Source organism: Streptomyces sp. NPDC034103, from assembly GCF_055575395.1.
In genome coordinates this window covers 32,465-59,419 of sequence record NZ_JBVISS010000016.1, presented here as the reverse complement: position 1 = coordinate 59,419, position 26,955 = coordinate 32,465, and the positions used below count along the sequence as shown (strand labels likewise).

Here is a 26,955-nt window from a genome sequence, read left to right as displayed (position 1 = left end):
CCTCTCTCATGTCAGAGCCAAAGATCGATGCCGTTGTGTTCGACGTGCTTGGCACGCTCGTCGACGAACCCGCCGGTATTCGCGCCGGCATTAGTGAACTCACCCCATTGCTCGACGATCAGAAGGTCGAGCAACTTTTGTGCCTGTGGCGGCAGCACATCGACCGCGAGCAACGTCGCATCCTCGACGGCGCCCGGCCGTACCTCACCAGCGATGTCCTTGACCTGGAAGCCGCCCGGCTCGTCGCCGATGCCGCCGGAGTCGACGACCCGACCGCCGTAGCGGCGCTGGCCCTGTCAGGTCGCAGGCTGCCGCCGTGGCCCGACACCGTCGGCAGGGCTCGCCCGACTCGCCGAACGGTTCCCGCTGATCGGGCTTTCGAATGCGAGCCGGATGGCGCTGTTGGGACTCAACGCGCACGCCGGACTGCGCTGGCACCAGGCACTGTCCGCCGAAGGCGCCCGGACCTACAAGCCGGACCCAGCGGTCTACCAGCTGGCCGTCACCGTCTCCGGGCGACCGCCGGAGCGGCTTCTGATGGTCGCCTCCCACGCCTGGGACCTGCGCGGAGCACAGGGCCTCGGCCTGCGCACCGCTTACATCGCCCGCCCCGTCGGCGACCCACCCATCTCCTCGGACAGGTTCGACCTGCACGCCGACGATCTGGCCGGCCTGGCTGACCAACTCGACCATGCTTAGAGCTGTACTTTGCGCTGGAAGCCAACGCATATGCCCGGATCTCCGCCGCACAGGAGCCAAGTCAGTGATACCGGCATCCCCTCGGTGAACACGGACGTGGTCTGAGCCTCAATCAGACACGAAGTGCCCCCCTCTGTCTGCGCCGTACGGCGCAGACAGAGGGGGGTGTCGGTGGGCAGCGATCAGTCAGACGCGGGTCCACTTCTGGTTGGCTGAGCCGCCGCAGGTCCAGATCTGGACCTTGGTGCCGTTGGTGGTCGCGCCGCCACTGACGTCGAGGCACTTACCTGAGCCGACGGCCGTGATGGTGCCGTCGGTATTGAGGCGGAACCGCTGGTTGGACTGGCCGTTGCAGTCCCAGATGTTCACGGCGGTGCCGTTGGCGGTGGCGGCGCCGACGACGTCCAGGCATTTGGCGCCGCCGTAGACCCGCAGCTCGCCCGCACTGGTGCTGGTGAACTGCTGGTTGGCGGCGCCGTTGCAGTCCCAGATCTCGGCGAGCGTGCCGTTGGCCTGGGAGCCGCCGGTGATGTCGAGACAGCGGCCGGAGCCCTGGCCCTTGAGCGAGTAGGTGCTGTTGCCGGGCGGCGTCCCGCCGCCGGATACCACGTACATCGCGGCGCCGTGGGCGGGGACGGAGGCGCTGACGGAGCCGCTGGTCGTACTGGTGGTGTGCGCCCACAGATCGCGTACCGAGTAACTGGACGCCGAGCCGAGGCCGATCTGCGTAGCGGACGTGGAGACGGTGGCCGTGCCGCTGCCGCGGTTGAGGAGGACCACTGCGACAGAGCCGTTGGCCATCGGCTTGGTCCACACCTCGGTGTTGCCGTTGTCGACGAGGCGGTTGCCCTGCCGGCCGCCCCAGTCCTGGTTGACCCCGATGACCTCGGTGTTGGTCAGGATCGACTTGGTGGCGGCACTCATGGTGCGCAGGTCGTTGCCCGCGATCAGAGGCGCGTTCAGCAGCGCCCAGAGGCTGAAGTGGGCTCGGGACTCGGTGTCGGACAGACCGTTTCCGACCTCCAGCATGTCCGGGTCGTTCCAGGCACCGGGGCGGGAGAAGCCCGCCCAGCCGGGCTGGGCTTCCAGGATGCCCATCACGGAGTTCCAGTTGGCCTGGATGTCGCCGGTGTTGCGCCAGGAGTTGCCGGTGGCGGGGCCCCAGGTGCCGACCTGGTCCTGGCCCCAGTTGCAGAGGGCGAACAGGATGGGGCGGCCGGTCCTGGCGAGCGCGTCGCGCATGGCGGTGTAGCGTTCCTGGCCGCTGCGGCCTTGGTGGTCACCGCAGTTGTCGTACTTGAGATAGTCGATGCCCCAGGATGCCCACAAGTTGGCGTCCCGCTGCTCGTTGCCGAGGCTGGCGGGGTAACCGGCGCAGGTGGTCAGGCCGGCCGACGAGTAGATGCCGAGCTTCAGCCCCTTGCCGTGCACATAGTCGGCGACTGCCTTCATGCCGTTGGGGAATTTGGCGGGGTCCGCGACCAGGTTGCCGCCGGCGTCACGGTTCCGTGTCGACCAGCAGTCGTCGATGTTGACGTACTCATAGCCGGCTGCGGCCATGCCGCTGGAGACCATCGCGTCGGCGGTCTCCCGGATCAGACGGTCGCTCACGTTGCAGCCGAAGCTGTTCCAGTCGTTCCAGCCCAACTGCGGAGTACGAGCGAGGCCGTTGTCGAGCGCCACAGCCTGGGTGGCGGGTAAGAGAGCGAGAGGTACCGCGGCGGCGACAAGAGCCGCAGACAGCACCGCGCGGATGAGTCTGAGCATGGGTTCTCCTCGATCGGTCATGTGTATCCGAGGGCGTCGAGCGTGGGCCCGATCCCGTTGTGCGCCGGTGGCCGATGCCGTCCCGGACGGGCTGTTGTCTGCGCTGACCGGCAGGTCGAACTGGGCGGTTGGTACCGAAGAGTTACCGCGTCAGTTCGCGCCTGCGGGCCCCGCGCCCGGCCGTTGAGGCAGATATGCGTGGATGTCTAAGGAGGTCAGTCAGGACAAGCTGCGATGGCCTGTGCGCCGTGCCGTTTGCGACGCGAGCTAGTGGAATGTGACCGGGTCGGCCGTCGCCGCTGCGAACGCGGCCGGTCACTGGTCGCCGAGACGCGTCCGAGGCCGGTCATGCACAGCGAGTGCCGTACCGAGCACTGGGCCTCGCCAGCCACACGACGGTGCACCGATCATGCCCAGGTCTGCGCCGGCCCACTGGAGTACGGCGATGCCGTCGCAGCCGTCCCCTCAAGTCCCCGCCAGGTATCCGGGCCGCAGGGGTGCCTGCACGGCCGAAGTGTTGGGCGCTGCCCGGCACTTCGGTCTCCTTCTGCCTCGGATCGGGTTGTGTCCTCGTTATCGGAGGGTCCAGCGCTGGGTGGACGTGCCGTTGCAGTTCCCCAGGACCGCCTGGGCGCCGTTCCCGGTGCCGCCGCTGTTCGTGTCCAGGCACAGGCCGGACGGGACGCTGGTGATGGTGCCGTTGGCGTTGACGTTCCAGCGCTGGTTCTGCCCGCCATGACAGTCCCAGATGATGACCCGTGTACCGGGCGAGGTTCCCGCCCCCTCGGCGTCCAGGCACTTGTTGCCGTACACGCGCAGTTCCCCGGCGTCGGTGCGCGCCCATTTCTGGTTGGCATTGCCCGAGCAGTCCCACAGCTGGGCCTGGGTGCCGTTGGTCTGCGACGCGTTCGGTACGTCCAGGCAGCGGCCGGAGCCGGCGCCGACGATCTGCCCACTGCTCGGCGGCGGAGTGGTCGTGCCGGGCGGCACGTAGGGGCACTTTGTCTGGGACCGGGAGACCCCACTGCTGTCCGCAAGGGACGGGCACAGGAACTGGGTGTAGCGGGTGTCGTTGTCGAGGAAGATCTTGAGCCAGGGGATGGTACGGCGCGTCACATTGGAGTTGCCCCAGGTGGGGAACCCGTGGCCGCCGCTGGTGAGCTCGATGTAGGCGCTCTGCGTGGCGGCCGGCATGCCGCCGTAGAGTCCGTTGAGGTAGGAGGGGGTGACCGTGCCGTCGTCCCGAGCACCCATGATCATCGTCGGGACCCGCAGAGTGGACAGGTTCTGTGAGGGGGAGAACGGCGCGAGCGGCAGGGCCGCTTTCAGCGTCGGCCGGCGTTCGGCCGCGCTGATGGCGCCGCCGCCACCCATGGAATGGCCGAGCACGCCCAGCCGGTGGGGATCGACGCGGTCGCGCACCGGGCTCTTCTGGGTGAGGTAGTCCAGCGCGGCGAGCAGTTGGGTGCCGCGGGCGGTGTCGTAGTCGTTGGGGCTGTTGGTGTCGATGCCGATGACGACGAACCCGAAGGACGCGAGCCACGGCCCCATCCAGGCGCCCTCGGCGGACCACCGGGCGGTGTAACCGGGCACGGCCGCAACCGCACCCCACGTCCCCAGAGAGGTGTCCGTCGGATAGTAGATCTTGCCGCCGTTGAAACCGTTGCCGGGCGGCACGGTCACTTCCGCGGTCGCGAACGTGCCCCGCTGGGCCGCGACGCTGCTGACTGTGGGAGCCGGGCCCCGCTCGTAGGGGTTGGCCGCGGCCGACGGCGATTGCGCCGCAGCCGGCTGGATCGCCACCAGCGCGGCGATCAGACCGGCCACAGCCGCCACCACGGCCGCCTTCAACGTAGCCGTCCTGTTCCTCCTGCCGGATCTCATCGGGCGGGTGGGGGCCTCGCCGGACACCGGGACGTCGGTGATGCTCGAGTGCATCGTCCTGTTCCTCCATGCCTTTGTGGTGCTTACGGGAGTCGCGCCGAACGGTCGACGGGTGTGCATGGCGTGCGCATGACAGGCGCACGTCGAGTTGCGTCAGCGGTGGAGCGGGGGAGCGGCCAGGGGGCGGGTGCTCGTGACGCCGGCGGAGAAGACCGATGCCTCCTTGGCGGTGGCGGCGATGCCGTTCGTTCCGTTGAAGAGGCGCCGGCCCCAGCTGGTGAGCTGGTTGGGGTCGAAGTTGTTGACCAGGTCCAGGTACTGCACGTCGCTGCTGTTGCCGCTCCAGGACCAGCCCAGGTAGCCGAGGCGGAGCCGCTGGGCGGCGGCCAGGATGGCGTCCTCGTCGGGGTTGCCGTCGGAGTGGTTGCTGCCGAACTCCCCGACCACGATGGGGAGTTTCGCGGCCACGAAACGGTTCAGGTAGTCGTTGACCTTCGCGGCCGTGTTGAAGACGCCGTACATGTGGACCGAGAACACCGTGTTGCGGTCCGGATCGGCGGCGAACACGGACGCGGCGTTGTCGCGCATCGTGAACGCCCAGTCCTGGCCCCAGTTGGGCGCGTCCACCATCAGCGTGTGGGTGAACCCGGCACTGCGCAGCTTCTGGACGGCGGCCTTGGTGTCGGCGGTCCACCGCGTGTAGTTGCTGTTTCCGTACGGCTCGTTGCCGATGTTGACGATGACGTACTTCTCCTGGCCGGTCAGGGCACTCTTCACGCTGATCCAGTAGTCGGCGGCGCGGGACAGGGTGGTCGCGCCGCTCTGTTCGCCGTAGCCCGTGGTGTCGTGGACTTCGAGGACGCAGATGAGCCGGTTCTGCTTGCACTGGGCGACGACGTTGGTCACGTCGGCAGCGCTGTTGCGAGTCCAGCGGTCACCGCTGGAGAGGACGACGCGGACGGAGTTGGCGCCCTTGGCCTTGATATGGGAGAGGGAACTGATCCGGTTCGGATACCAGGTGTGGGCGTGGTTGACGCCCCGCATCACGAAGTCGTTGCCCGACGCTTCCAGCAGGCGGCCGCTCTGGACACGGAACCCGGTGGGCGCGGCCTGGGCCGGGGCGGCGAGACCGAGCAGGGGGACGAGCAGGCCCAGGAGAGCTGCCAGGACGGCGGCCATTCGTGGGGCGGTTCGCGTGCGGAATCTCATGGCGGCGGCTCCAAGAGGGGGAAGAGTTCAGGAGGCGGTGGCTCGTGCCGTGCAATTGACGGCGGCGGTGCGGGTGATGGCCGTGACACGGGACGCGGACGTGCTGCTCATCGTCCTCGCGCCCTGGTGGCCGCCCTTCCATGAGGAGACGGCCCCGAGGGCGGCCGGGCAGGTTCGACCACGGTTGGCCAGGCCGCTCGGCACACCCTTCAGAGGGAAGCGACGAGGGCGGGATACCAGCGGGCTGCGATCTTCGTGTTACCGGAGGCGGAAGGGTGTACCCCGTCGTAGGTGTCACCCGAGGTGTTGAAGCCCGTCCACTGGTCGACCACAGTCACCGGAGAGCGGCTTGTACTGGTCGCTCGGGCCCAGCCGGGGATCCGCCCATTCAGGTCGATTACTCGCCCGGCACAGCCGGTGCAGCTGGAGGGGTTCATCGGAATGATCTGTGCGACCAGGATCTTCATGTTCGGGTTGGACGCCCGCATCTGCGTGACCAGCTTGGTGTAAGCGGCGAGGATGCGGTCGGGCGCGAGGCTGCTCCAGACGTCGTTCGTGCCGAAATGCATGACAACGATGTCGGGACGGGTGGCCGAGAGGCGGGCAGGGAGCAGGTTCTGGTTCGCCACGTTGGTCACGAGCTCACCGCCGTGGCCTTCGTTGTCGCCGTCGAACGACTGGGGGCAACCCTGCTCCTTGAGGGTGCCGACGAAATCGATGTTCGCGTGCCCGCTGCCGCGCAGGCGGTTCCACAGCACCGCCCGCCAGCAGCCGGGGGAGCCGGTGATCGAGTCACCCAGCGGCATGATGCGTACGGGGGCCGCTGCGGGCGCGGCGGCGACCGCGGGAGCGAGGGTCACGCCGAGGGCGAGCAGAAGCAGAGTCAGAAGAATCCGGAAGAACGGTAAGTGCGGGGCGCTGCGCATGCCTGTCCCTTCCTGCGTGAGCCGGGAGTGCTCTGAGAGGTGCGGTCCGGTGGCTGCCTGCCTGGTCGCCGACGTAACTGCCCGCGACGTCAGCGCGCCTGGTTCTGCCTACCCCTGGTCGGGTGTGCGGGGTCAGGCAGTGCAGACGCCGGGGCGGCACATCACGCCTCCGCCCCATGACACCCAGACCGCACCGACCTGGCAGAACATCGCCGACAACCAGCACCGCACCTGGACGTTTCAGCGCGGCGGTGGTGATGCCGTCAAGCAGTCAACCCTGGGAGCCGGATCGCTGCTCTTCGCAGTGATGGCGTGATGCCGAGGCGTGCGTCGATCACGATGGCCTCCGAATGCGTGGGGGGGTGCCGAGCGAACCGGTGCCTCTTTGGGGCCAGAAGGTGATCGCTCACTCGGTCGAGCATGGGACCGCTCCCACGGAGCGTAGGAAGGCGCCGAGGCGCCGTCAAGGATCCTGTCCAAACTTGATGTTCGTTCATGCTCGAGTTCGTGACTTCGGTCGTATGCGCTGATCCCCGGGCCAGTGGTAGGTGGGTCATGGCGGTGGGTGCTTCCGTCACGCATACCGCGGCTGCCCTATCGGGAGGCCAGGCTCCGGGGGACTACTGAGGAGACCGAAGCGGGCGGGACGCTTTGGGTACGAACCAGCGCGGTTGTTGCCCAGGGGAAGTACGCCTGCGCCGGTTCCCTCTCCAGGGCACGTATGACGTGGCATGCAGGATGCGGTGGGCGGTGGAGGCGGCGACGTCGCATCGGGCGGCCAGCCGCACTGTTCCGATGCGATGTCTGTGCCGCAGGCGCAGGACCTGCTGCTCGACTGCGACCGGAGTACGGCGGGGCTGAGGGTGCGGTCTGCTTCCAGGGCCGTAGCGGCATCGGCTATTCGGTACGGCGGTTCGCCGCGCACCTACGTCGTTCCGCTGGACGCGACGAGGCTGCTGGGCAGCGGCCGGCTGGACCGCCGGCTGTTCGACGTCACGCAGTTGGTCAAGGACGGCTACGACGACGCGCACCGCGAGCAGGTGCCGCTGATCGTCTCGTACAACGGTTCCAGCCGTGCGCAGAAGGGGGCCAGGGAATCCCTCTTCGCCGCCGAGGCGGATGTGACACACCGGCTGCCGGCCATCCACGGCGACGCGCTGATCTCCGACAAGCCGGACGCGGGCACGGTGTGGCGGGCGCTGACCGACTCCGTCGGCGGCCGGGCCGCCGTGACCACCGCCCCCGGTATCGACCGGGTGTGGCTGGACGGCCGGGTCAGGATCAGCGCCCAGGACGCCGTCGCGCCCGACCCGCACGGAGGGGTCGCGCAGATCGGTGCCCCGACGGCCTGGAAAGCGGGCTACGACGGCAAGGGCGTCAAGGTCGCCGTCCTGGACACCGGCATCGACGCCACCCACCCGGACCTGAAGGGCAGAATCCTCAAGGCCAAAAACTTCACCGGCTCCGACTCCGCCGACGACGGGCATGGTCACCGTCTCTCCCGCCCGGCAGACCGTCCCGGCTGATCTACCGGCCGCATAGCCACCGCAAGCACAAGGCAACGGGCGCGACACCTTCGCCTGGAGCGACGCTGCGCGAAGGTCAGTTCACGTGCGCGCGCACATGTGCTGCGGCCGCCGGGAGGCGGTGGCGCACCCGGCGAGGCCCTGGGCCGCTCGCGCGGCGGGCTGACGACGAAGGTGCACCTGGCCTCGGACGGGAGCCATCGTCAGGAGTTGTGGATGGCAAGCCGACCACGGCGGACTCCCTCTGGGGCTGGCGGGCGGAGGTTGCACCCGCTCCACGCAACGTCCTTTTCGGCGTGGACGGCATGAGCCGACAGAACTCATCGCCTGTTGCCAAGCTCACCCTTCACGACCGTCGGCGGGCGAAGCGCCTGGCAGCGCAGGGCGCGCGCGGTCCCTGTTGACAACTGCCGCCACCGCCTTCCATCATCATTCCACTAATCAAGTAGTGGAATGATGATGGAGGGGAGTGGTGACCGTGGAGTACCGCATCGACAGGCGGAGCGGGGTCCCCGCCTTCCAGCAGATCGTGCAGCAGACCAAGCAGGCCCTGCGCCTGGGGGTACTGGTGCCGGGCGACCGGCTGCCCACCGCCAAGGACGTCGCCGAGACGAGTGCGGTCAACCCGAACACCACCCTCAAGGCGTACCGCGAGCTGGAGCGTGAGGGCCTGGTCGAACCGCGACCGGGCCAGGGCACCTTCGTACGTCGCACGCTGGGCCGTCCCGAGACGGGCACCGACTCGCCGCTGTACGGGGAGCTGGTGGCGTGGATGTCGAAGGCGGCCGAGGCCGGTCTGGAGCAGGAGGACGTGGCCGCGCTGGTCGCGTCGGCGCTGGAGCAGCAGTACGCGACCGGGACCACCGCGGTCACGGGAGCCACGAGAACTGGGAGCAACAGGTGAGTAACGTCATGTACGCGGGGGAGCCGGCGATCGAGGCGCACGGACTGGGGATGCGCTACCGGCGGGGCTGGGCGCTGCGGGACTGTACCTTCCGGCTTCCGGCGGGCAGGATCTGCGGGCTGGTCGGCCCCAACGGGGCGGGCAAGACCACGCTGCTGAACATCGCGGCCCATGTCCTGAAGCCGACGCAGGGCTCGCTCAGTCTGTTCGGCGAGGCGCCGGGCTCGGTGGAGTCCGGTCGGCGTACGGCCTTCCTCGCGCAGGAGAAGCCGCTGTTCCGTCGCTTCACCGTCGCGGAGACCCTGCGGCTGGGGCGGGAGCTGAACCCCGGCTGGGACCAGCGCGCCGCCGAGGACATCGTCCGCGCGGGCAACGTGCCCTTCGACGTGAAGGTCGGCACCCTCTCCGGCGGCCAGCGCACCCGCGTCGCCCTCGCCCTCGCTTTCGGCAAGCGCCCCGACCTGCTGCTGCTCGACGAGCCGCAGGCAGACCTCGACCCGGTCGTGCGCCACGAGCTCATGGGCACTCTCCTCGCCGAGGCCGGCGAGCGTGGCACCACCGTGGTGATGTCCACCCACGTCCTCGCCGAACTGGAGAACGTGTGCGACTTCCTCGTCGTCGTCTCCCGCGGCGGAGTGCGCCTCGCCGGTGACGTGGACGAGCTGATGACCATGCACACCGTGGTCACCGGGGCCAGGGAGGGCGAGGGCCTGCCCGCCGCCCTCGGATACCACACCCTCGTCGAGGCCCGGACCAGCGGACGCCAGTTCACCGCGCTCATCCGCCCGGAAGGCCCGGTCACCGGCCCGTGGGAGGCGGCCGCCCCGAGCATGGAGGAACTCCTGCTCGCCTATCTCCGCTCACCCGATGCACCACCGCTGATCACCCCCACCGCCCAGGTCCATGGCCAGACGTTCGGCACCGGGACGGTGGCGGCATGAGCACCTTCACCAACCCCTCGACCGACGCCAAGAACGAGACAAGGAACGGGACCAAGAATGGCCCCAGGCACGGGGCCAGGAACGCGACCACCACGCGGACCGCCCGGCGCCCCCGCCTCAGCGGTATGACCTGGCTCGTCTGGCGCCAGCACCGGGCAGCCTTCTGGACCATCCTCGCCGCGACCGTCCTCTGCGCGGCCTGGATCGTCTACCAGCGCGGTCAGCTGATGGACTTCCTCGACGCCTACGGCTTTCCCGCCAAGAACCTCAACGACGCGGAGACGGAGTTCCAGCCGTACGCCGCCGCGTTCACTTCCGTCACCACTGGCCTCACCGCGATCCCCATCATGCTCGGTGTCCTCCTCGGCGCCCCCCTGCTCGCGGGCGACCTGGAGAACGGCACAGCCAAGCTGATCGCCGCCCAGTCCGTGAGCCGCAACCGTTGGCTTGCCACGAAACTGGCGCTGGCCGGGCTGGTGGTCGTGGTCAGCACGGTGACGCTGTCGGCTGTGTTCGCCTGGTGGTGGAACCCCGTCAAGTCCCAGTCCATGGAATTCGACTGGGCCTCCAGTGACTTCTTCAACACCACAGGCCCTGTGCCCGTCGCCCTCACCCTCCTCTCCGTGTTCGGCGGGGTGTTGATCGGTGTGGTGCTGCGCCGCACGCTGGTGGCCATGGTCGTGACCCTCGGCTTCACCGTCGCCCTCCAGGCGATCTGGCGCTACTTCACGCTGTCGCTCGGCGACATCGTCACGGCCTCCACCAAGCCTGTCAGCCCCGGCGACCCGGTGGTATTTCCGGATGTGCCCCGCACCGCGCACCAGCTCGACAGTTCGTATCTCACCGGCGGCGGGAAACTGATCGACTTGAACACATGTGCGGATGCGGTGTCGGATCAGGCGGCTCAGCTGTGCATGAAGAAGGCGGACATCGTGGCCGTGTCGGTGGATTACATCCCCATGTCGCAGATGAGCGGTATGCAGTGGTACGGAGCGTCGATTGTGTTCGCCCTGACGGCCGGCGTCGTGGCGTTCCTCTTCGTCTGGGGTCGTAAGCGGCTCGTCTGAACAGCCGTTCACACCCCCGCGGGGGCACTCCCTCTCCGCGACCCGCCGAATGAGGCGAGCGGGTGAGGTTTCGACGCCCCCGCTCACCTCCGCGGTCCTCACCGCGGCCCGACACTCCGGTGACGGCCCCGTCGAACAGGCCGCGAACGTGTTGTCCACAACTGCCACAGCACCTTCAACCAGGCTCCCACCTGCCGGCCGATGCCCATCAGTGCCAAACAGTCCCAGGAGGAAACATGCGCACCCGTACAGCCATCACAGCCGTCCTGCTCGCCCTCGCCGCTACGACAGCCGCCTGCAGCAGTAGCAGCAGCGACAAGCCCGACCTCGCCGCCTGCAAGGCCGCCATGGAGAAGCAGTTCAAGGACGCCAAGGAGAGCGAACAAGGCAAGCGCCCCGACGCATGTGACGGCGTCGACGCCAAGACCATGGGCCAGTACACCCAGGAGATCTTCGACGACCAGACGACCAAGTGAGTCGAGGACCTGGACCTCGACGCCGGCTTGAGACTGATCCGCCGGAGTCGTCAGCGCCGGTGATGGGACTTAGGCCCGCGGCTGCCCACCAGGCGAGGCGTCAGAGCAGGGCGGTCCCGTCAGTCCGGGGTTGAGCGTCGGCTGAGCCAACGGTCAGCCAGGCAGTGAAAACGCCAAGTGCCCCGGTCCAGACGGGATCTGGACCGGGGCTCTGACGAGCACGCTCCCGACAACGCGCGAACGGTCACGTGACGCCCGAGGTGAAGCGGGCGGCCTGCCGAAAACGGTCCACCGACTCCGTCGGCGAAGCGTCACGACGGCCTGGACGCCGGCCGTCGAGCCCGACAGTGGATCCGTGACGGCGCCTGGGTGGCCGAACTCGACGGCGACTGCCTCAAGGGTTGGCCCACCGGCATGGCCAGGCCCGCCGGTGGGAGCCTCACCGGCTACGGCTACGGCTGTTCTCCAAGGCCGCTCACGTGATCACTGAGGCCCTGCAACGGCTCACGGCTCTACCGAGCCGCCGGGTTCCACGGCTCCGGTTGGGTGGTGCTGCTTGTAGGGACGGAAATTGCTGCTCAGCCAGGCACCCACCCGACGCGACAGCCGGCCCACCGACCTGCACACCGGCAGCAAACTCCGCCCTGAACAAGCCGAAAGGGTCCGTCAGCAAGCTGACGGTCCATCACGCAAGTGGGAGGTTAAGTGACTTCGGCTCGTCAGGGTGACTCTGGATCGTCGAGGGCCAGGCCGGTGCCGGCTATGAAGCCGTCGAGGGTGTCGGCCGGTACTGCAGGCGCTTGAGCCGGTTGCGTACGAGGGCTTCGGGTCGGTTCAGGGCGACTACGGCGAGATTGGCCAGACTGCGCTTGACGTGCCGCCCTACCCCCTCGACGGGATTGAGGTCGGGCGAGTACGCGGGCAGTAGGAACGCCGTCAGCCATTCACGCTCGGCGATCAGTTCGCGCATGGCGTGGGAGACGTGGGTGTTCAGCCGGTCCCACACCAGCACGATCGGTGCCTTGACGAGGTGGTGGACGCCGTCGATCAGCGCAATGAAGTCGCGCTCGCCCATGCTGCGGCGACCGGGGTGCGGCCGTGCCGGCCCCGGGTGCGTCCTTTGGGTGGCCGTCGGGTGAACCCGGCTTCGTCCTCCACCCAGCCGTGCGCGGCAGGTCCCTGCTCGAGATACCCGGCGAGTTTCTCCAAGCAACGCGGCGACGAGCTCGTGGCGATGCTCAGCGAGCGCGCTTCCGTGCACGTCCGACTGGCCCTGGTTGCGGGCGCACAGCAGCGAGGCCTGCCTTACGGCCAGGTCGCTTTGGACGACGCCACCCCCGTGAAGGAGCGGACCTGGCGCTACAACACGGGCGTGCTTCCTGGAGTGCCGCCTGCCCGGCCCGACGGTCGCCGCGCTGATGCGGGGGGACGATCAGGATGTCCACGGCTTCCAAGTCGTCGTCCCCCAGCCTGCCAGCCTCGAGCGCTTCTACGTACCGGCTGCGCGGCCAGGAGGAGTGGGGCCGGGTGATCACGCGCCGTGGCCGCGGACCGAGTGGACCATCAGCCGGGACAGCGACACTCCCCAGCCCGGCCACGACCTGCTGGTCGGCGACGGCCCCTCTTTCCTGAACTTCGACCAGGCCCTCAGCACGTTCCTCCATCAGCGCCCCCACGGCGGTTCCGCGGGTCGTGGGGCCCTGTGGCGCATCATCCTGTCGCAGCGTGGGGGCTGGTTTGAGCAGATCACCATTGGGCCCGCCCTGCTGACGGCCGTCGTTGACGGTGAGGTCCTGGACGGCGCGGTACTGCACTGGACCAGGCTGCCGGGTGCCGCGGCCGCACCGCGTTCGGCGCAGGGGAGCGCGATGGTGGTGCCCTGTCCGTGCCCGGTACGCACTTCCGTGGCCGGTGGCAGCACAAGGAGGCGGGCCCGGATCGAGCGGATGATGGTCGGGACTTCCTCCACGCATCGAGCTCAGGGTGACCGTCCGGCCCGCAGAAAGAACTTCTGTGGATCTTCGCGGCAACCTTTTCGGCCTCTCTGACCACTCAGTGTTGTCCGGCGCCAAGTGGTCCGGTCAGATGCAACAGTTGAAAGAGAGCACAGGCGTGTCCTTGGAACGAGAGCGCAGACATGTCTCCGGCCCGCCCACGGCATCGGAGGCGTCCCGCGGCGGCGGCCACCGTGGCGACGGCGGTGCGCGCGGTGGTCGTTCGAAGCATCGAGGTCGTCGGTTGCTCGCACGGCGGGGGCTCTGGGGAGGTCTCGCCATGGTGATCGTGGCCGGCTCGGCTGTCGTGGTCAGCCAGGCTTCGGCGGAGCAGAAGCAGAAAACCCTGGACTTGAAGAAGTGGTACGTGCTGGTCAACCGCAACAGCGGCAAGGTACTGGACGACCGCGGCTCCGCCAAGAACGACGGCGCGGCGGTGGTGCAGTGGGCTCGCCACGGCGGGGCCAACCAGCAGTGGCGGGTCATCGACGCAGGTGACGGGTACTACCGGCTGAAGAACCGGACCTCCGGCAAGGTACTGGACGACCTCGGCTGGTCGAAGGCCGCCGACTCCGCCATCGTGCAGTGGAAAGACCTGAACGCCACCAACCAGCAGTTCAAACTGGCCAAGTCGTCGAACGGCTACGTGCGTTTGGTCAATCGCTTCAGCGGCATGGCTGTCGGTGTCCACAAGGCCGTCAAGGCCGACGGGGGCAACGTCGTCCAGAACCGCGACCGGGGCGGCGCCGACCAGCAGTGGAAGCTCGTCGCGGTCGGGAACGTCAGCGGCGGCGGTACGCCCACCGCGCCGGGCAGCGGCATTCCCGCAAGCCCGGCTCCGAGCAGCACGCGACCGTCGCCTCCGTCGTCGTCTTCGCCTTCGTCGCCCGCGAGTGGTGGCGGCAGCTCGGCGAAGCGGTTCATGGGCAGTGACAAGGTGATCATCGGCGGCTCGATGTCCGACGCCTCGGCGACCGCCGCGCCGTTCGACGCGCGCTACGCCTATGTGCACAGCCAGCCCGCGCCCTCGTCGGACTACTACACCGCAGCGAAGTGCAAGGATGAGTGGTCGAGCTGGTGGGGCTGCTGGAACGGCAGCACCACGGCGCCCGGCACGTATGTGACCTGGCGGGACGATGTGGCGGCCAAGGCGACGTACAAGGGCAGCACGCGTCCGCAGAAGATGCTCTGGACCTGGTACTCGTTGCGCGACCTCGGGGACGCGGCAGGCGAGGGCGACGGTCCGGGCGAGGTCAAGGCCATCAACCGGCTCGACCTGCTCACGCGGTACCTGAACGACTACCGTTTCTTCCTCCAGAAGATCGGCACGTCGCACGACGCGATCGACCTCGAGCCCGACTTCTGGGGCTACGTCCGCTCGCTCGGCGATCCGCACAAGGTTCCCGCACAGGTCTCGGGCGCGAATCCGAAGGATTGCGGATCGCAGGAGAACAGCGCCAGCGGACTCGTCCAGTGCCTGATCTCGATGGCGCACAAGTACGCGCCGAACACCGCCGTGGGGCTGCACGTTTCCTGCTTCGACTGGGAGACCAACACACAGGCGTGCGTCAAGGACTACGCGAGCCTCGGGGCGAAGAACGCCGACTTCCTGGTCAGGGATGTGTCGGACCGCGACGCGGGCTGGTACGCACAGCCGGCCCACGGCGGCCGTGACACTTTCTGGACCGACCAGAAGGCCGCCGCCACGCTGAAGTTCTACAAGACGATGGCCGAGGCCTTCGGCAAGCCGGTGGTCCTGTGGCAGATCCCCGTGGGCAACATGGCGCAGAACAACACCCGCAACCACTACAAGGACGACAAGGTGGACTGGCTCTTCGCCCACATGGACCAGGTCGCGGACGCCCACGTCGCAGGCCTGTTCTTCGGTCCGGGGCAGGACGAACAGACCACGGTCGAGTCCGACGGCAAAAACCTGATCAACAAGACGATCGCCTATCACAACTCGGGCGGTACAGCCCTCAAGTAGCGGTGCAGCACTCAACACGAAAGGCGCCCCCATCTCTTCGATGGGGGCGCCTTTCGTCGTCTTCGGCGGGCTGACGGTCAGCGCTGAAGGGTGAGCAGGCCCGGCCGATACGGCGGTCTGATGTAGGGGGCCCGACGGTGTGCTGGGGGACAGACCCTGGTAGAGGAACTGATGTCGGTCTGGCGGGCCGACGCCATGTCCGACCAGTTCGTGAAGGGGCTGAACGCCATCGAGCCGTAGGACGATCCCGAGTAGTTCGACCCGTTGGTGTCCCAGATCTGGACGGGAGTGCCGTTGGCGGTCCGACCGCCAGGGATCTCCAGCGCCCGGCCGCTGGGACGTTGGTCAGCGTGCAGGAGCCGTCGCTGTTCGTGGCGGGTCCTACAGTGCTGGTGGCCGTGCCGGAGGGTAAGGCGTCGGGGAAGCTGTGGGACGGCGGCTGCACCGGGGCCTCGCCCGCGACTACGACCACCGCCCCGGCAACGCGGCTACCGCGTCTACCGGGTCTGCATCGTAGGCAAGCGCCGACCCCCTGCATGAGCCGATCGAACGGCTCACCACCACCCCTGCGCTCCAGGCAGGGCACGGGCACGACTCGACAGGCTGGGGAAGACAGCACAGCGTGACGAAGATTCCGGTCCGTTGCTGTGTCACGTAGCGGCACAGCAACGGACCGGAAGGCCGGAATTCCCGGGCTTCAGCCCGTGGAGCAAGTCAACGCGGTGCGGTTACGCGGCGCGGGTGAACTGCCACCAGTTGACATTGAACAAGAAGCCGCTGCCGCCGCTGAACGTCAGGTAGAGGTCACGGGTTCCCGTCACGCCGCTCACTGGGCAGGTCACCGTTCTCCAGGACTGCCAGCCACCGGTGTTCGGCACACCGCACCGGCCCACGATCGACCCGCTCGGACTGTCCAGGCGTACTTCGAGGGTGCCGCCGCTGGTGGCCGAGGCGACGCGTGCCGCGAAGGAGGAGGCGCCAGCCCCGAAGGCCACTCCCTTGACCTTGATGTAGTCGCCGTTCTCGATCCAGCCGACGTCCAGTCCGCCTTCACTGGTCCATTCGGTCTCGATCCCGGAACCCCAGGCGATCGTCTCGGCCTCCTGGCGGACGTACGGATCGAGTGAGCCGGCCTGCGGGGCACCCGTGCTCGTCATGTTGATCGTCGGAATGGTGCCGTCGGCGTTGTAGGAGAACTTCTCCACCGCAACCGAGCGGGTGAAGCCGCCTCCGCCCGGGAGGGCGCCGTTGTGGTAGAAGAAGTACGAACCGCCCTTGAAGTCCACGATGCCCGCGTGGTTGGTGAAGCTGTTGCCCTGGGCGGGCATGACTGTTCCACGGTAGGTCCAGGGGCCGGTCGGGCTGGGTGCCGTGGAGTAGGCGATGAACTCCTGGCAGCACCTGGCCGCGTACACCAGGTAGTACAGACCGTTCCGCTTGTAGACCCACGGCCCTTCTTCGTACAGCGTGGGACGGTTGGCGTCACCGGTGCGGGTGCCGAATCCCGCGGTGGTGAGCGGGATCTTGGTGGGGCTGCCCGAGTAGGAGGTCATGTCGGCGTTCAGCTTGACGTACCACAGGTTGGGGTTGCCCCAGTAGAGGTAGGCCTGGCCGTCGTCGTCGATGAAGACGGTCGGGTCGAACTCCGTGTTCTCCAGCAGCGGGTGGCCGAGGGCGTCCCGGAACGGGCCGGTGGGGCTGTCCGCCACCGCCACGCCGATGGCGAATGCGCCGGTCGCCCGGACCGTCACCGGCACGTACCAGTAGAACTTGCCGTTCCGTTCGATGGTCTGGCCCGCCCACGCGTTGGCGCCCGCCCAGCTGAAGGTGTTCAGGCTGAGCGGTGAGCCGTGGTCGGTCCAGTTGACCATGTCGGCGGAGGAATACACCCGCCAGTCCTTCATCACGAAGGAGTTGGTGGAGCCGTCCTCGTCGTGCCCGGTGTAGAGGTAGACCCGGCCGTTGTACACCAGCGGGGCTGGGTCGGCGGTGTAGATGGTCTGCACGATCGGGTTGTCGGCCCTGGCCGCCGTGGGATGCACCGCGGCAGGAAGGACGGCGAACGCCAACATGAGGATCAGCACCCAGGTTGCCCGGGCGAGTCTCGTAACGGTGGCGGGTGGTCTCACTGCGGTCGGGGGAGTTATTGGCCTGTGGACATCGGTACTGGACATGGTGTGGTCCTTCCTGGTGCTGCGGGTCGGGGACTGAACAGCCGGTCAGCGCCCCAGGCGGGTGAACTCGGTGCCGTCGGTGCTGTGGAGAAGGTTCTCTGACGGGAGACGCCGGGGCGGATGTCGGCGGCCGCGCGCAGCCAGATGCGACCGCCCGTGACGTTGGCCCTCGCGACTTCGGTGCCTGTGCCGGAGGGGCTCCAATTGCTGTCCGTGGTCGGGCCGTTGACCATCACTACCGTGTTGTCCCGCCGTCTCGTTCGATGCCGGTCCACGCGGAGAGGCCGTGCAGCAGGGCGAGTCTGGCCCGGGCCGTCGTGCATCGTCGCGCAGTCCAGCTGGATGGTCGCGGTGGAGGTGGTGAAGGGAGGAACCCCGGCCGACGTGCGGCTGGGGTTCCTCAAGGAGGTGGGTCGGTCAGCGGGTGGGTTCGCCCATGTAGTGGACAGCTCGTCCACGCATCGGCGGGCCGACCCGCGTCGCGATCACCGTGGAGCGGGCGGGGTCAGCGCTGCAGGGCGAGCAGGCCCGGCCGGTACGGCAGCGACAGGTAGTCGATGCCGTCCGATGAGGGAGACCTGCCCTGGTAGAGGAACTGCAGGTTGCAGGGGTCGATGGTCATGGTCTGGTCGGAGTTGACGCGGATCATGTCACCGTGGCTGATGTCGTTGGTCCAGGTCTGGTTGGTGTTGGCCTTGCCCGCGAAGGGGTTGCTCTCGGTGCCGGCCTGCTCGGTCCACTTGTCCTTCAGGCTGGGGGCGGTGAAGGAGCGGAAGTAGCGCCCGTTGGCACCCCGCGCCTCGACGATCATGAGGTACTGGTTCTGGCCCTGGACCTTGTAGACCTCCGGGGCCTCGAACAGGCGCTCCTCGGTGTCGCTCATGACCGTCTCGTACGACGAGCCGAAGCTGCTGGGGAAGTTCGCCAGCGGCATGGTCGACTTGAAGATGCCGCCCTTGTCGTTGGCGAAGAACAGGTAGATGTTCTGGTCGTCGGCGATGAGGGTCGGGTCGATCGGGCCGCCGACAGGGAGGCTGCCGGTGAACAGCGGCTGCGGCGCGGACCAGCTGTTGGGGTTGGTGGGGTCGGTGGACGTGCGGTAGGTGAAGGGCCAGGCGGTGTCCCACCCGTTCGAGGCCATCACCCATATGTTCTTGGTCGAGAGGTAGAACAGTTCGGGCGCGATCACTGACCCGCTCACCTTGGACTGGGTGGCTGTCCCCATGTCCGACCAGTTCGTGAAGGGGCTGAACATCGTCGCGCCCCACGCCTTTCCGTCGGAGGTGGTGGCGTAGACGAGGTTCTGGCCGTTGATCTTCGCGGTGGTGAAGTCCTTCACCGCGACCGCGCCGTTCTGCGGCTGCGCCAGCGGGCCGGTCGAGGACCACCGGTACGTCGACGGAAGCGCGCACGTGGTGGACGTCCCGGCCAGGCCGGTCCACTTCTGGTTGTTGCCGCCGTTGCAGTTCCACAGCTGCACCGCCGTGCCGTTGGCCGTGGCGCCGCCGCTGACGTCCAGGCACAGCCCCGACTCCACGGCGACGATCGTTCCGTCGGCGTTCGCCCGCCACTGCTGGTTCGTGCCGCCGTTGCAGGACCAGATCACCGGCCGGGTGCCGGCCGTGGTGGCGTGGTTCGGAACGTCCAGGCACTTGTTGCCGTACACGGTCAGCTGGTTGTTGTCCGTCAGCGTCCACCGCTGGTTGGTACCGCCGTTGCAGTCCCAGATCTGCACGTTCGTGCCGTCGGTCTGGCTGGCACCCGACACATCGAGGCACCGATTGGAAGCGACGCCGCGCACGGCGCTGGTGGTAGCCGCCTCAGCGGGGCTGGCGAGGAGCGTCGCCGCCAGGGCTGCCAGGGCGGCCACGGTAGCCGTGAGCACCACAGACGGGTGCTTGCGGTTGAAACTACGTCTGTGCATGCGCACTTCGTCATCCTTTGAACTGGCGGTACCGGTTCGCTCGTCCGAGGCTGTCCGGAATCCAGCGGTGTGCGGCCATGGTGCGTGCGTTCGACATGTCGAACGAGGGTCGAAGTATCGATCGACTGGATCTTAAGGTTCCGGTGAACCGCGTCAATACTTTTCGCACGATTCGCGTGCCAAACTCGCAGATTGAACCAGGCGGCTTCGGATTCCGTGGATATACGGGTCTGTTGTCGCGAGGGCGGCCTGGGTCGCTGTGGAGCCCTCCGGGTGCGGGAGCGCGCCGACGGACGCACACGGCGCGGCCCCGCGCCTGGAGCACGAGCGCTCCAGACGTGGATGGTCACCAGTACCGGCGACGGCTAGTCGGGGGACGTGTGCGGCGTACGCCGACGTCCCCCCGGCCGCGTGATGTCACGGCCGCGCCGACGACGGTCCGGTAATAGCAGGCGGTTGAGGAAGAGCGGCGACGGAGGGTGGGGTCAGGAGGGGATGATCTGCCGTTGCTGCTGCGTCAGTGACGCGTACGGCTGCTGCTCGATGTTGGCTCCGTCGGCGGTGCTGCCCTCGTCGACGGCGCGGCAGAGTCCGCTGTAGCGGTTGATGAGGAAGTAGTGGCCGTCACCTGTGGGCGTGGACGGCCCAGTGCTGCTGGGCGCGTTGGCGTCCGCCCAGACGGCCACGTTGGCGCCCTCGGTGCGGGAGAGACCCGCGACCTCCATGAGCTTGCCGCTGCCGACACCCTTGATCTAGCACAACGGATGCCCGCGCCGTCCCGCAGCGAGCAGACCAGCGAACGCCCACCTGCCGCCTGGGCGAGGGTGGTGAGGCGACCGAGGTGTTGCAAGCGGCCTGCGCTTCGCCTTGCGAGCGAGGACCAACTCCGCTCGCAGACGACACGGCCCGGCCGGGGAGTCACCTCAGGCCATGGCCAGGAGGGCCGAGATCAAGGCCTCGAGGCAGACTCGTTCGGCCTCCTCGTCGGGCAGGGAGAGGTGCTGCATCGTGAGTCCGTCAAAGCCCGCGAGGAAGAACCTCGCGATCGTCTCGGCGGGCTGGGCCAGTTGGTGGCCGGTGCGCTCGGCGGCGTCGCTGATCAGCTTTGCCGTCACCGCCAGGACTTGGCTGTAGTGGCTGTGCAGCGCCTCCTTCAGGTGCGGCGTGCGCAGGGCGAACGTGCTGAGTTCGGTCAGCAGTTGATGTGCCTCAGGCTGTTCGATGACCGTGCGCCAGAACGCTTCGGCGAGGGTGACGACGGTTTCCTCGAAGCTCGCGTCCGTGGGCGCGGCCTGCTGCACCTGGGCGACCAGGTTGTAGGTGACCTGCTCCATGACGGCTCGGTAGAGGTCTTCCTTCGTGCCGAAGGTGTAATGCACGGTCGCCTGGGCCACACCCAGCTCGGCAGCGATGGCGCGGGTGCTGCCGGCGGCGACGCCTTCCCTGGTCATCAGGTCGATGGCGGCCTTGATCAGTTGGGGGCGGCGCTCCGCCGCGGATACGTGAGCCATGACTCCATCTTATGTGACTCAGTCTGCTGATCAGGTCATTCGACAATCTGCGGTCGCCTCATTGGACGGCGTCCCGGAAACGCGCTTTCCTGGCCGCCGCGGACACCGGGCTCGGCGTCTTCGCACTCGTCCCCCTGTGCCTTGCCTGCGCCGGACGCCTGCGACCGGGGGCGGCAGAAGCGGTCCTGGCCCGGATGACCGCCTACAACTAGGGGGTGTGCTCGCCGACGGGGCCGCCAGCAACATCCTCAGGTCCACCGGCCACTGCCGACTCGCCTACGCGATACCCGCTGCGCTCGTCCTCGCGTTCCTGGCGATCGCACGGTCCTTCAACCGCCGGTTCACATCGTAGAGCCTGGTCAGCCGCTGGCTGGCTTCCCCGTAGGAACGGTGGATGCCACTCGGGCCGTGCTCCCGAAGCGGCCGTCGTCCTTGGTGCAGTGGGCCTTGCGAGTGTCACAGCAGCAGGCGCAGTAGTCGTTCTTTCCAGGTGGTGAAGGGTGGGTAGGCGAGCCGGAGCAGGTCGGGGAAGAGTGGTTTGTTCAGGACGGCCTGGGTGTGGCTGAAGGTGTCGATGGAGTGTTCGCCGTGGTAGCGGCCGAAGCCGCTTTTGCCGATGCCGCCGAAGGGCAGGCCGGGGACGGTCAGATGGGCGTTCGGGACGTTGAAGGCCAGGGCGCCGGAGGAGGTCTGCGTGGGTCAGGCGGTGTTTGCTGTGGGAGGAGGCGGTGAAGGCGTAGAGGGCCAGGGGCTTGTCGCGTTCGGTGAGAAGGAGATGGCGGTGTCCAGGTCGGGGACGGCGACGATGGGCAGGACGGGTCCGAAGATCTCCTCAACGCCGCGGTGGCGACGACCGTCTGCTGGTTGTCATCCAGGACCCGCGGTGTACCGATCTGGGCGGCGCGCAGGTAAAGCCCGCACAGCCACTCCAGTAGCAGCGCGTTCTCCACGGCCTTGGCGAGCGTCGGCGCGAACGTGACGGCGCCGTGGTGGGCCATCAACGCCGCCGACCTGCCGTCGAGCGCGGCCAGGACGTGCTCGGCCAGCTCTGGGGTGCCGAAGACGTCGAACGGCGCCACACGTACGGGACCACCGAGCAGCAACTGCTGGTAGTGGATGCACGGAAGTTCGTCGAGCACCAGGGACAGCGCGGTGGCCTGGGGCGAGTGAGTGTGCACCACCGCGCCGGGACCGTACCGCTGGTAGATCCCCAGGTGCAGTTCCAGTTCGGAGGTCGCCGCCAGGTCCCCGGCGAGCCTCCCGCCGTCCGAACCGACCACCGTCACCTGTTCGGGCGTGCACTTTTCCAGGACCGTGCCGGTCGCGGTGACCGCGATCCGGTCGCCGTCGCGCACGCTCACATTACCGGCCGTGCCGATCAACAGTCCCTCGGTGGCAAGGCGGTGGCACGCCACCGTCACAGCGCGAGGCTGTTCTTCGACAGACTCATGCGTCGCCGACATGTCAACGTACCGTCGTCGAGCGCTCGGACCGGAGCAGGGTGTTGAGGTTGGCCATGGAGGTGCGCATGCCGGCGCGCATCGCGGGCTGCTGTATGGAGTCGAGGAGCAGGCCCAGTGGCCCGAGGCCGATGGTGTACTCGACCTGGTAGAGCATCTCCGTCGCCTCCCGGCCGTCGGCCGCCTGTACCGGGCGGAACTCGAAGATGTTGGTGACGTCCTGGAGCGGGGCGAATCCGCTGCCGGTGTCGACGCGGCGCTTGAAGGGCTCGATCTCCCGGACGGTCCACACCGAGTCGGTCTTGAGGGGGCCGAGGGTGCGGTTGCGCTCGGAGTAGGTCTTGCCGACGGTGGCGACGCCGTGGTGGTCGGTGACCTCGATGGCTCCGGCGACCCACTCGGCGTACCGGTCGGTGCGGGAGATGACGTCCCACACCCGCCCGAGGGGGGCGTCGATGACGGCGGTCTCGGCGACGACGAAACGGTTCATGGCAGGGTTCCTTTGCTGGTCGGTGGTTTGCGCGCTCAGTGCTGGTGGAGGAGTTCGTCGGCGGTGTGGCGGCCGGAGCGCACGGCGCCGTCCATGTAGCCGTTCCAGTAGGGGGAGAACTCGGCGCCCGCGAAGTGCACGCGGCCGTGGGGTCGGCCCAGCCACTGGCCGAAGTCGGTGAGCACGCCGGGGGCGGCGACGGAGGTGGGGCCGCCCTGGGTCCACTGCTCGGCGGTCCAGTCCTGCTCGACGTAGTCGACGGTGTCGAAGGCGCGGTCCCCGACGACCTGGGCGAAGCAGCGCAGGACGGCGCCGCGGCGCTCGGCGGCCGGGCGGTGGGCCCACTTGCGCCATTCCTTGCCGCCGAGGAAGCCCATGAGCACGCCGGGTCCGCCGTCGGGCGGGGTGTTGTCGAACATCTCCCGGATGGGGGAGCCGCCGCGCAGCAGGCCCATGCCGGACAGTCCGTCCTCGCGCCAGAACGGCTTGTCGTAGACGGCTACGCACTTCATGAGGGTGCCGAACGGCAGCCGTTGGAAGAGCTGGTCCTGCTGTGCGGGCAGGAGCGGGTCCCACACGATCCGCGAGGCCACCAGCGGGGGTACGGCGACGATCACCCGGTCGGCCCGCCAGTCGCCGGCGTCGCTGACCACGGTGACGCCGGTGGAGTCCTGGCTGATGCGCCGTACCGGCGCCGACAGGTGGACGCGGCCGTCGAGTTCCTCGGCGAGGCGCTGCGCGACGAGCTGGGAGCCGCCGACGAACCGGCTGTCCTGGGCACCGCCGGTGGTGCCGGTGCCGCGTTCCATGGTGCCGGGGTGCGTCTCGTTGCCGAAGGTGGAGACGTACCAGAGGCTGAACAGGGCGGAGGCGTCGCGGGCCTCGCCGCCGTAGGCGGAGTTGAGGAACAGGTTGATCATGTCGACGGCGTCGCCGGTGATCTCGGCCTTGCGCAGCCAGGTCTCGTAGGTCATGCCGTCCAGTTCACGGGCGTTCGGGGCCTTCCAGGGGGCGGCCGGGTCCACCTTGGCCGCGGCCTGGCCGATGCGGGCCAGGGCGATTCCCATGTCGGGCAGCGCGAACAGGTCCGGTGGGGTGTGGCCCGTGAACCGCTTGGCCTTGCCGTCGTTGACGTAGACGGTTTCGCCGGGGACGGCGGCCTGGTAGGTGTCCACGCCGACCTCCTTGGCCAGGGCGAGGATGTGGTCCTGGGTGGGGCCGACGAACTGGCCGCCGATCTCCGTCACTTGGCCGTCGCCGAGGTGGTGGTTGAGCAGTCGGCCGCCGACCCGGTTCCGGGCCTCCAGCACGGCCACCGACTTGCCCGCCGCGATGAGCTCCCGCGCCGCTGTCAGGCCGGCCAGCCCGGCACCGATCACGACTACATCCGCCCTGCGGGCCTGGTGTGACCTGGTGGTGTCCCGGTCCTGTGTGCTGCTCATGATCACTCCTTGTCATGGGGGTGGTCCCGGCGCGCTATGTGCCCGTGGGGAAAAGGAGAGCAGGCCTGTGACCTGGCTTTCCGAGGGTGGTGCGCTCCGGTGACCACCACCATACACACGACATGGTCGAGTGACAATGTCAGAAGGTTTAGTCGAATGATTTGGTCAATCGACATGGGCAGTTGATAAAGTCGGTGGCGAACAGCTCGGATGCCGCCTGGCGGCACCCTCCGTGCCTCATGCCCGTAGCCGCTCCACGGCGCAGGGCCGACCCGTTCCGTCCTTCCTCCCGCGTCCGCGTCAGGACCACCGGGAATGCCTCACCGACCCTGGGAGTTCGCCATGGCAGTCCTGCTCCATCGGCTGGGCCGCAGCGCCTACCGCCACCGCAAGCTGATGCTCGGCATCTGGCTCGTGGCCCTGGCCGCGTTCATCGCTTGTGTCAGCGTCTTCGGCGGCAAGCTCGACGACCGCTTCACCGTGCCGGGGACGGAGTCACAACGCGCGCTGGACACGCTCGGCAGGACACTGCCCGAGGCCTCGGGGGTGAACGCCCAGATCGTCTTCACCGCACCCGACGGGCGCCGGGTCACCGACGCCCGCTTCACCGCGGCCATCGCCAAGGCTGAGGCCGCGGCCTCGAAGGCGCCCCAGGTCAGGGCCGTCATGGGCCCGGCCGTCACCGGGGCCGTCTCGGCCGACCGGAGCACGGCGATCGTGCAGGTGCAGTACTCCGTGCAGCGGGCCGAGGTCCACGCCTCGTCGCTGGACGCCATAGAGCGGGCCGCCCACGCGGCCCAGGAGAACGGGCTGCAAACCTCCGTCGGCGGCAGTGTCTACGGCAGCGACGGCGTGCACATAGGCCCGTCCGAGATCATCGGTGTCGCCGTCGCCGTGCTCGTCCTCGTCGTCACCTTCGGCTCCCTGCTTGCCGCGGGCATGTCGCTGCTGACCGCCCTGATCGGCGTGGCCGTGGGACTCGCCGGACTGCTCGCCCTCGCTCCGGCGGTCAACATCTCCTCCACCGCCGTCACCCTCGCGCTGATGCTGGGGCTGGCCGTGGGCATCGACTACGTCCTGTTCATCCTCTCCCGCCACCGCCAGCAACTCGCTCGCGGCACCGAGCCGCAGGAGTCCGCGGCGCTGGCCAACGGTACGGCCGGTAGCGCCGTCGTCTTCGCCGGCAGCACCGTGATCATCGCCCTGGCCGCACTCAGCGTCATCGGCATCCCGTTCCTGACCGTGATGGGCCTAGGTGCGGCCGGAGCCGTCCTCGTCGCCGTCCTGGCCGCGATCACCCTGGTCCCGGCACTCGCCGGATTCGCCGGCGCCCGGCTGACCCCGAAGCCCGGCAGCAAGGCGGCACAGCAGGCCACCGACCCGGACGGATCCTCCGGACAGAGCACCCTGGGCGCCCGCTGGGTGAAGTTCGTCGTCGCCAAGCCCCTGCTCACCGTCCTGGCCGTCGCGGGCCTCCTCCTCACACTCGCCCTCCCGGCCGCCGACCTGCGCCTGGCCCTGCCGGACAACGCCTCTGCCCCGGTCGGCTCCACCGAGCGCAAGGCCTACGACACGATCAGCGACAAGTTCGGCCCCGGCTTCAACGGCCCGCTCCTGGTGCTGACCGAGACAGATGGCCGTCCCGGCGCGCAGGCGGGCACCGAGGTCGCCCGCAAGCTGCGGGTCCTCAAGGGCGTCAAGGCAGCGCTGCCGGCGGTTCCCACGCGCGACTCGGCGCAGACCGTCATCCAGGTCGTCCCCGAGACCGGCCCCGACAGCGTCCGCACCGACAGGCTCGTCCGCGACATCCGTGCCGCCGCCCCGGAACTGCGGGAAACCACCGGAGCGAGGGTCGCCGTCACCGGTACCACCGCTGTCAACATCGATGTCTCCAACCGCCTCAGCGACTCCCTGCTGCCGTTCATCGCGATCGTCATCGGCCTCAGTCTGATCCTGCTGACCATGGTGTTCCGCTCGCTGGTCATCCCGCTCAAGGCCGCCGTCGGATTCCTGCTGTCGGTGGCGGCATCGCTCGGCCTGGTCGTCGCCCTGTTCCAGTGGGGCTGGCTGGCCGACGTCCTCGGCCTGGCCCACACCGGGCCCGTCGTCAGCTTCCTGCCGATCATCCTGATCGGCGTGCTCTTCGGACTCGCCATGGACTACGAGGTCTTCCTCGTCTCCGGGATGCGGGAGGAGTGGGTGCACACCGGGGTGGCCCGCCGCTCGGTGACCGACGGAGCGCGGCACAGCGTCCGAGTCGTCACCGCGGCCGCCCTGATCATGTTCACCGTCTTCGCCGGTTTCTTCCCCCTCGACGACGCCCTGATCAAGCCCATCGCCTTCGCCCTCGCCCTCGGCGTGGTCATCGACGCCTTCGCCGTCCGCCTGACCCTCGTCCCGGCCGTCCTCGCCCTCGCCGGACGCCACGCCTGGTGGCTCCCCGCATGGCTCGACCGTTTCCTGCCCGACCTCGACGTCGAGGGCACCCGCCTCCAGACGGCCCCGCAGGCGGAGCACAGGGAGCCTGAGCGGGTCTCCTGAACCGGCTGCGCACCCGGCGGATCCGCCGGGTGC

19 protein-coding genes and 8 pseudogenes are annotated in these 26,955 nt (G+C 68.5%); 10 read left to right on the top strand and 17 right to left on the bottom strand.

Going from position 1 to position 26,955, the window contains the following annotated elements:
- Positions 1–8: 8 nt before the first annotated feature.
- A pseudogene (locus tag ACZ56U_RS31950) lies at positions 9–699 on the top strand (haloacid dehalogenase type II).
- Between the two features lie 186 nt (positions 700–885).
- Here the strand turns inward: ACZ56U_RS31950 and ACZ56U_RS31945 are convergent.
- From ACZ56U_RS31945 to ACZ56U_RS31930, 4 genes and pseudogenes are all read right to left on the bottom strand, one after another.
- Entirely contained in the window at positions 886–2,466 is a 1,581-nt protein-coding gene (locus tag ACZ56U_RS31945; RefSeq protein ID WP_469087408.1) for a lectin, read from the bottom strand.
- Positions 2,467–3,039: 573 nt separating this feature from the next.
- Positions 3,040–4,404, bottom strand: a complete 1,365-nt coding sequence (locus tag ACZ56U_RS31940; protein ID WP_469087407.1) for a poly(ethylene terephthalate) hydrolase family protein — start codon at positions 4,402–4,404, stop codon at positions 3,040–3,042.
- Positions 4,405–4,503: 99 nt separating this feature from the next.
- Positions 4,504–5,559, bottom strand: coding sequence for a glycoside hydrolase family 5 protein (locus ACZ56U_RS31935; RefSeq protein WP_469087406.1), 1,056 nt, complete (start codon positions 5,557–5,559; stop codon positions 4,504–4,506).
- A gap of 36 nt (positions 5,560–5,595) precedes the next feature.
- Positions 5,596–6,485 (bottom strand): annotated as a pseudogene (locus ACZ56U_RS31930) (SGNH/GDSL hydrolase family protein); the annotation flags it as partial.
- Between the two features lie 49 nt (positions 6,486–6,534).
- Between ACZ56U_RS31930 and ACZ56U_RS31925 the strand changes: the two are divergent.
- Positions 6,535–6,801: a hypothetical protein gene (locus ACZ56U_RS31925; protein ID WP_469087405.1), complete on the top strand. Its 267-nt coding sequence runs from the start codon at positions 6,535–6,537 to the stop codon at positions 6,799–6,801.
- A gap of 418 nt (positions 6,802–7,219) precedes the next feature.
- On the opposite strand, the pseudogene ACZ56U_RS31920 reads toward ACZ56U_RS31925, so the two are convergent.
- Positions 7,220–7,360, bottom strand: a pseudogene (locus ACZ56U_RS31920) (IS481 family transposase); the annotation flags it as partial.
- On the opposite strand from ACZ56U_RS31920, the gene ACZ56U_RS31915 reads away from it, so the two are divergent.
- From ACZ56U_RS31915 to ACZ56U_RS31895, 5 genes are all read left to right on the top strand, one after another.
- The gene (locus ACZ56U_RS31915; RefSeq protein WP_469087519.1) at positions 7,292–8,011 is read left to right on the top strand and encodes a S8 family serine peptidase; all 720 of its coding nucleotides are present in this window, start codon (positions 7,292–7,294) and stop codon (positions 8,009–8,011) included. The pseudogene ACZ56U_RS31920 and the gene ACZ56U_RS31915 overlap by 69 nt on opposite strands.
- A 469-nt stretch (positions 8,012–8,480) precedes the next feature.
- The gene (locus ACZ56U_RS31910) at positions 8,481–8,915 is read left to right on the top strand and encodes a GntR family transcriptional regulator (RefSeq protein ID WP_469087404.1); all 435 of its coding nucleotides are present in this window, start codon (positions 8,481–8,483) and stop codon (positions 8,913–8,915) included.
- 8 nt (positions 8,916–8,923) lie between these two features.
- Positions 8,924–9,856: an ABC transporter ATP-binding protein gene (locus tag ACZ56U_RS31905; protein ID WP_469087518.1), complete on the top strand. Its 933-nt coding sequence runs from the start codon at positions 8,924–8,926 to the stop codon at positions 9,854–9,856.
- Entirely contained in the window at positions 9,853–10,923 is a 1,071-nt protein-coding gene (locus tag ACZ56U_RS31900) for an ABC-2 transporter permease (RefSeq protein WP_469087403.1), read from the top strand. Before ACZ56U_RS31905 ends, ACZ56U_RS31900 begins: the two co-directional genes overlap by 4 nt.
- A 236-nt stretch (positions 10,924–11,159) precedes the next feature.
- Complete coding sequence (locus ACZ56U_RS31895) at positions 11,160–11,399, top strand: hypothetical protein (protein WP_469087402.1); 240 nt, start codon at positions 11,160–11,162, stop codon at positions 11,397–11,399.
- A gap of 719 nt (positions 11,400–12,118) precedes the next feature.
- Here the strand turns inward: ACZ56U_RS31895 and ACZ56U_RS31890 are convergent.
- Together ACZ56U_RS31890 and ACZ56U_RS31885 are read right to left on the bottom strand one after the other, a co-directional pair.
- Positions 12,119–12,620, bottom strand: a pseudogene (locus ACZ56U_RS31890) (transposase); the annotation flags it as partial.
- 646 nt (positions 12,621–13,266) lie between these two features.
- Positions 13,267–13,359: pseudogene (locus ACZ56U_RS31885) on the bottom strand (MBL fold metallo-hydrolase); the annotation flags it as partial.
- A gap of 53 nt (positions 13,360–13,412) precedes the next feature.
- Here ACZ56U_RS31885 and ACZ56U_RS31880 point away from each other — a divergent pair.
- Positions 13,413–15,380 (top strand): RICIN domain-containing protein, encoded by a 1,968-nt coding sequence (locus ACZ56U_RS31880; RefSeq protein ID WP_469087401.1) that lies wholly within the window; start codon positions 13,413–13,415, stop codon positions 15,378–15,380.
- 77 nt (positions 15,381–15,457) lie between these two features.
- Here the strand turns inward: ACZ56U_RS31880 and ACZ56U_RS31875 are convergent, their stop codons facing one another.
- From ACZ56U_RS31875 to ACZ56U_RS31850, 6 genes and pseudogenes are all read right to left on the bottom strand, one after another.
- A complete protein-coding gene (locus tag ACZ56U_RS31875; RefSeq protein ID WP_469087400.1) occupies positions 15,458–15,610 on the bottom strand; it encodes a non-reducing end alpha-L-arabinofuranosidase family hydrolase in 153 nt (50 codons plus the stop codon).
- A 498-nt stretch (positions 15,611–16,108) separates the two neighbouring features.
- Positions 16,109–17,452 (bottom strand): glycoside hydrolase family 43 protein, encoded by a 1,344-nt coding sequence (locus ACZ56U_RS31870; RefSeq protein ID WP_469087399.1) that lies wholly within the window; start codon positions 17,450–17,452, stop codon positions 16,109–16,111.
- Positions 17,453–17,605: 153 nt separating this feature from the next.
- Positions 17,606–17,913 (bottom strand): annotated as a pseudogene (locus tag ACZ56U_RS31865) (xylosidase); the annotation flags it as partial.
- A gap of 146 nt (positions 17,914–18,059) precedes the next feature.
- Complete coding sequence (locus ACZ56U_RS31860; protein ID WP_469087398.1) at positions 18,060–19,478, bottom strand: non-reducing end alpha-L-arabinofuranosidase family hydrolase; 1,419 nt, start codon at positions 19,476–19,478, stop codon at positions 18,060–18,062.
- Between the two features lie 485 nt (positions 19,479–19,963).
- Positions 19,964–20,230 carry an RICIN domain-containing protein gene (locus ACZ56U_RS31855; protein WP_469087517.1) on the bottom strand — a complete coding sequence of 89 codons (267 nt, stop codon included), beginning with the start codon at positions 20,228–20,230 and terminating at the stop codon, positions 19,964–19,966.
- 171 nt (positions 20,231–20,401) lie between these two features.
- Positions 20,402–20,989 carry a TetR/AcrR family transcriptional regulator gene (locus ACZ56U_RS31850; RefSeq protein ID WP_469087397.1) on the bottom strand — a complete coding sequence of 196 codons (588 nt, stop codon included), beginning with the start codon at positions 20,987–20,989 and terminating at the stop codon, positions 20,402–20,404.
- 217 nt (positions 20,990–21,206) lie between these two features.
- On the opposite strand from ACZ56U_RS31850, the gene ACZ56U_RS31845 reads away from it, so the two are divergent.
- On the top strand, positions 21,207–21,341 hold the full coding sequence (locus ACZ56U_RS31845; protein ID WP_469087396.1) for a hypothetical protein: 135 nt from the start codon (positions 21,207–21,209) through the stop codon (positions 21,339–21,341).
- A 104-nt stretch (positions 21,342–21,445) separates the two neighbouring features.
- On the opposite strand, the pseudogene ACZ56U_RS31840 reads toward ACZ56U_RS31845, so the two are convergent.
- From ACZ56U_RS31840 to ACZ56U_RS31825, 4 genes and pseudogenes are all read right to left on the bottom strand, one after another.
- Positions 21,446–21,823: pseudogene (locus ACZ56U_RS31840) on the bottom strand (aldehyde dehydrogenase family protein); the annotation flags it as partial.
- 83 nt (positions 21,824–21,906) lie between these two features.
- Positions 21,907–22,452 (bottom strand): annotated as a pseudogene (locus ACZ56U_RS31835) (class II aldolase/adducin family protein); the annotation flags it as partial.
- A gap of 1 nt (position 22,453) precedes the next feature.
- Positions 22,454–22,939 (bottom strand): SRPBCC family protein, encoded by a 486-nt coding sequence (locus tag ACZ56U_RS31830; RefSeq protein ID WP_469087395.1) that lies wholly within the window; start codon positions 22,937–22,939, stop codon positions 22,454–22,456.
- Positions 22,940–22,974: 35 nt separating this feature from the next.
- Entirely contained in the window at positions 22,975–24,381 is a 1,407-nt protein-coding gene (locus tag ACZ56U_RS31825; protein WP_469087394.1) for a flavin monoamine oxidase family protein, read from the bottom strand.
- Between the two features lie 342 nt (positions 24,382–24,723).
- Between ACZ56U_RS31825 and ACZ56U_RS31820 the strand changes: the two genes are divergently transcribed.
- Positions 24,724–26,922 carry an MMPL family transporter gene (locus ACZ56U_RS31820; RefSeq protein WP_469087393.1) on the top strand — a complete coding sequence of 733 codons (2,199 nt, stop codon included), beginning with the start codon at positions 24,724–24,726 and terminating at the stop codon, positions 26,920–26,922.
- The last annotated feature ends 33 nt before the right edge of the window (positions 26,923–26,955 follow it).

Coding starts and splice junctions, on each gene's coding strand:
- ACZ56U_RS31870 (WP_469087399.1), bottom strand. CDS start 17,452: ATGTTGGCGTTCGCCGTCCTTCCTGCCGCGGTGCATCCCACGGCGGCC.
- ACZ56U_RS31900 (WP_469087403.1), top strand. CDS start 9,853: ATGAGCACCTTCACCAACCCCTCGACCGACGCCAAGAACGAGACAAGG.
- ACZ56U_RS31875 (WP_469087400.1), bottom strand. CDS start 15,610: ATGGCGTTCAGCCCCTTCACGAACTGGTCGGACATGGCGTCGGCCCGC.
- ACZ56U_RS31820 (WP_469087393.1), top strand. CDS start 24,724: ATGGCAGTCCTGCTCCATCGGCTGGGCCGCAGCGCCTACCGCCACCGC.
- ACZ56U_RS31860 (WP_469087398.1), bottom strand. CDS start 19,478: ATGCACAGACGTAGTTTCAACCGCAAGCACCCGTCTGTGGTGCTCACG.
- ACZ56U_RS31850 (WP_469087397.1), bottom strand. CDS start 20,989: ATGGCTCACGTATCCGCGGCGGAGCGCCGCCCCCAACTGATCAAGGCC.
- ACZ56U_RS31905 (WP_469087518.1), top strand. CDS start 8,924: ATGTACGCGGGGGAGCCGGCGATCGAGGCGCACGGACTGGGGATGCGC.
- ACZ56U_RS31895 (WP_469087402.1), top strand. CDS start 11,160: ATGCGCACCCGTACAGCCATCACAGCCGTCCTGCTCGCCCTCGCCGCT.
- ACZ56U_RS31945 (WP_469087408.1), bottom strand. CDS start 2,466: ATGCTCAGACTCATCCGCGCGGTGCTGTCTGCGGCTCTTGTCGCCGCC.
- ACZ56U_RS31830 (WP_469087395.1), bottom strand. CDS start 22,939: ATGAACCGTTTCGTCGTCGCCGAGACCGCCGTCATCGACGCCCCCCTC.
- ACZ56U_RS31825 (WP_469087394.1), bottom strand. CDS start 24,381: ATGAGCAGCACACAGGACCGGGACACCACCAGGTCACACCAGGCCCGC.
- ACZ56U_RS31940 (WP_469087407.1), bottom strand. CDS start 4,404: ATGCACTCGAGCATCACCGACGTCCCGGTGTCCGGCGAGGCCCCCACC.
- ACZ56U_RS31935 (WP_469087406.1), bottom strand. CDS start 5,559: ATGAGATTCCGCACGCGAACCGCCCCACGAATGGCCGCCGTCCTGGCA.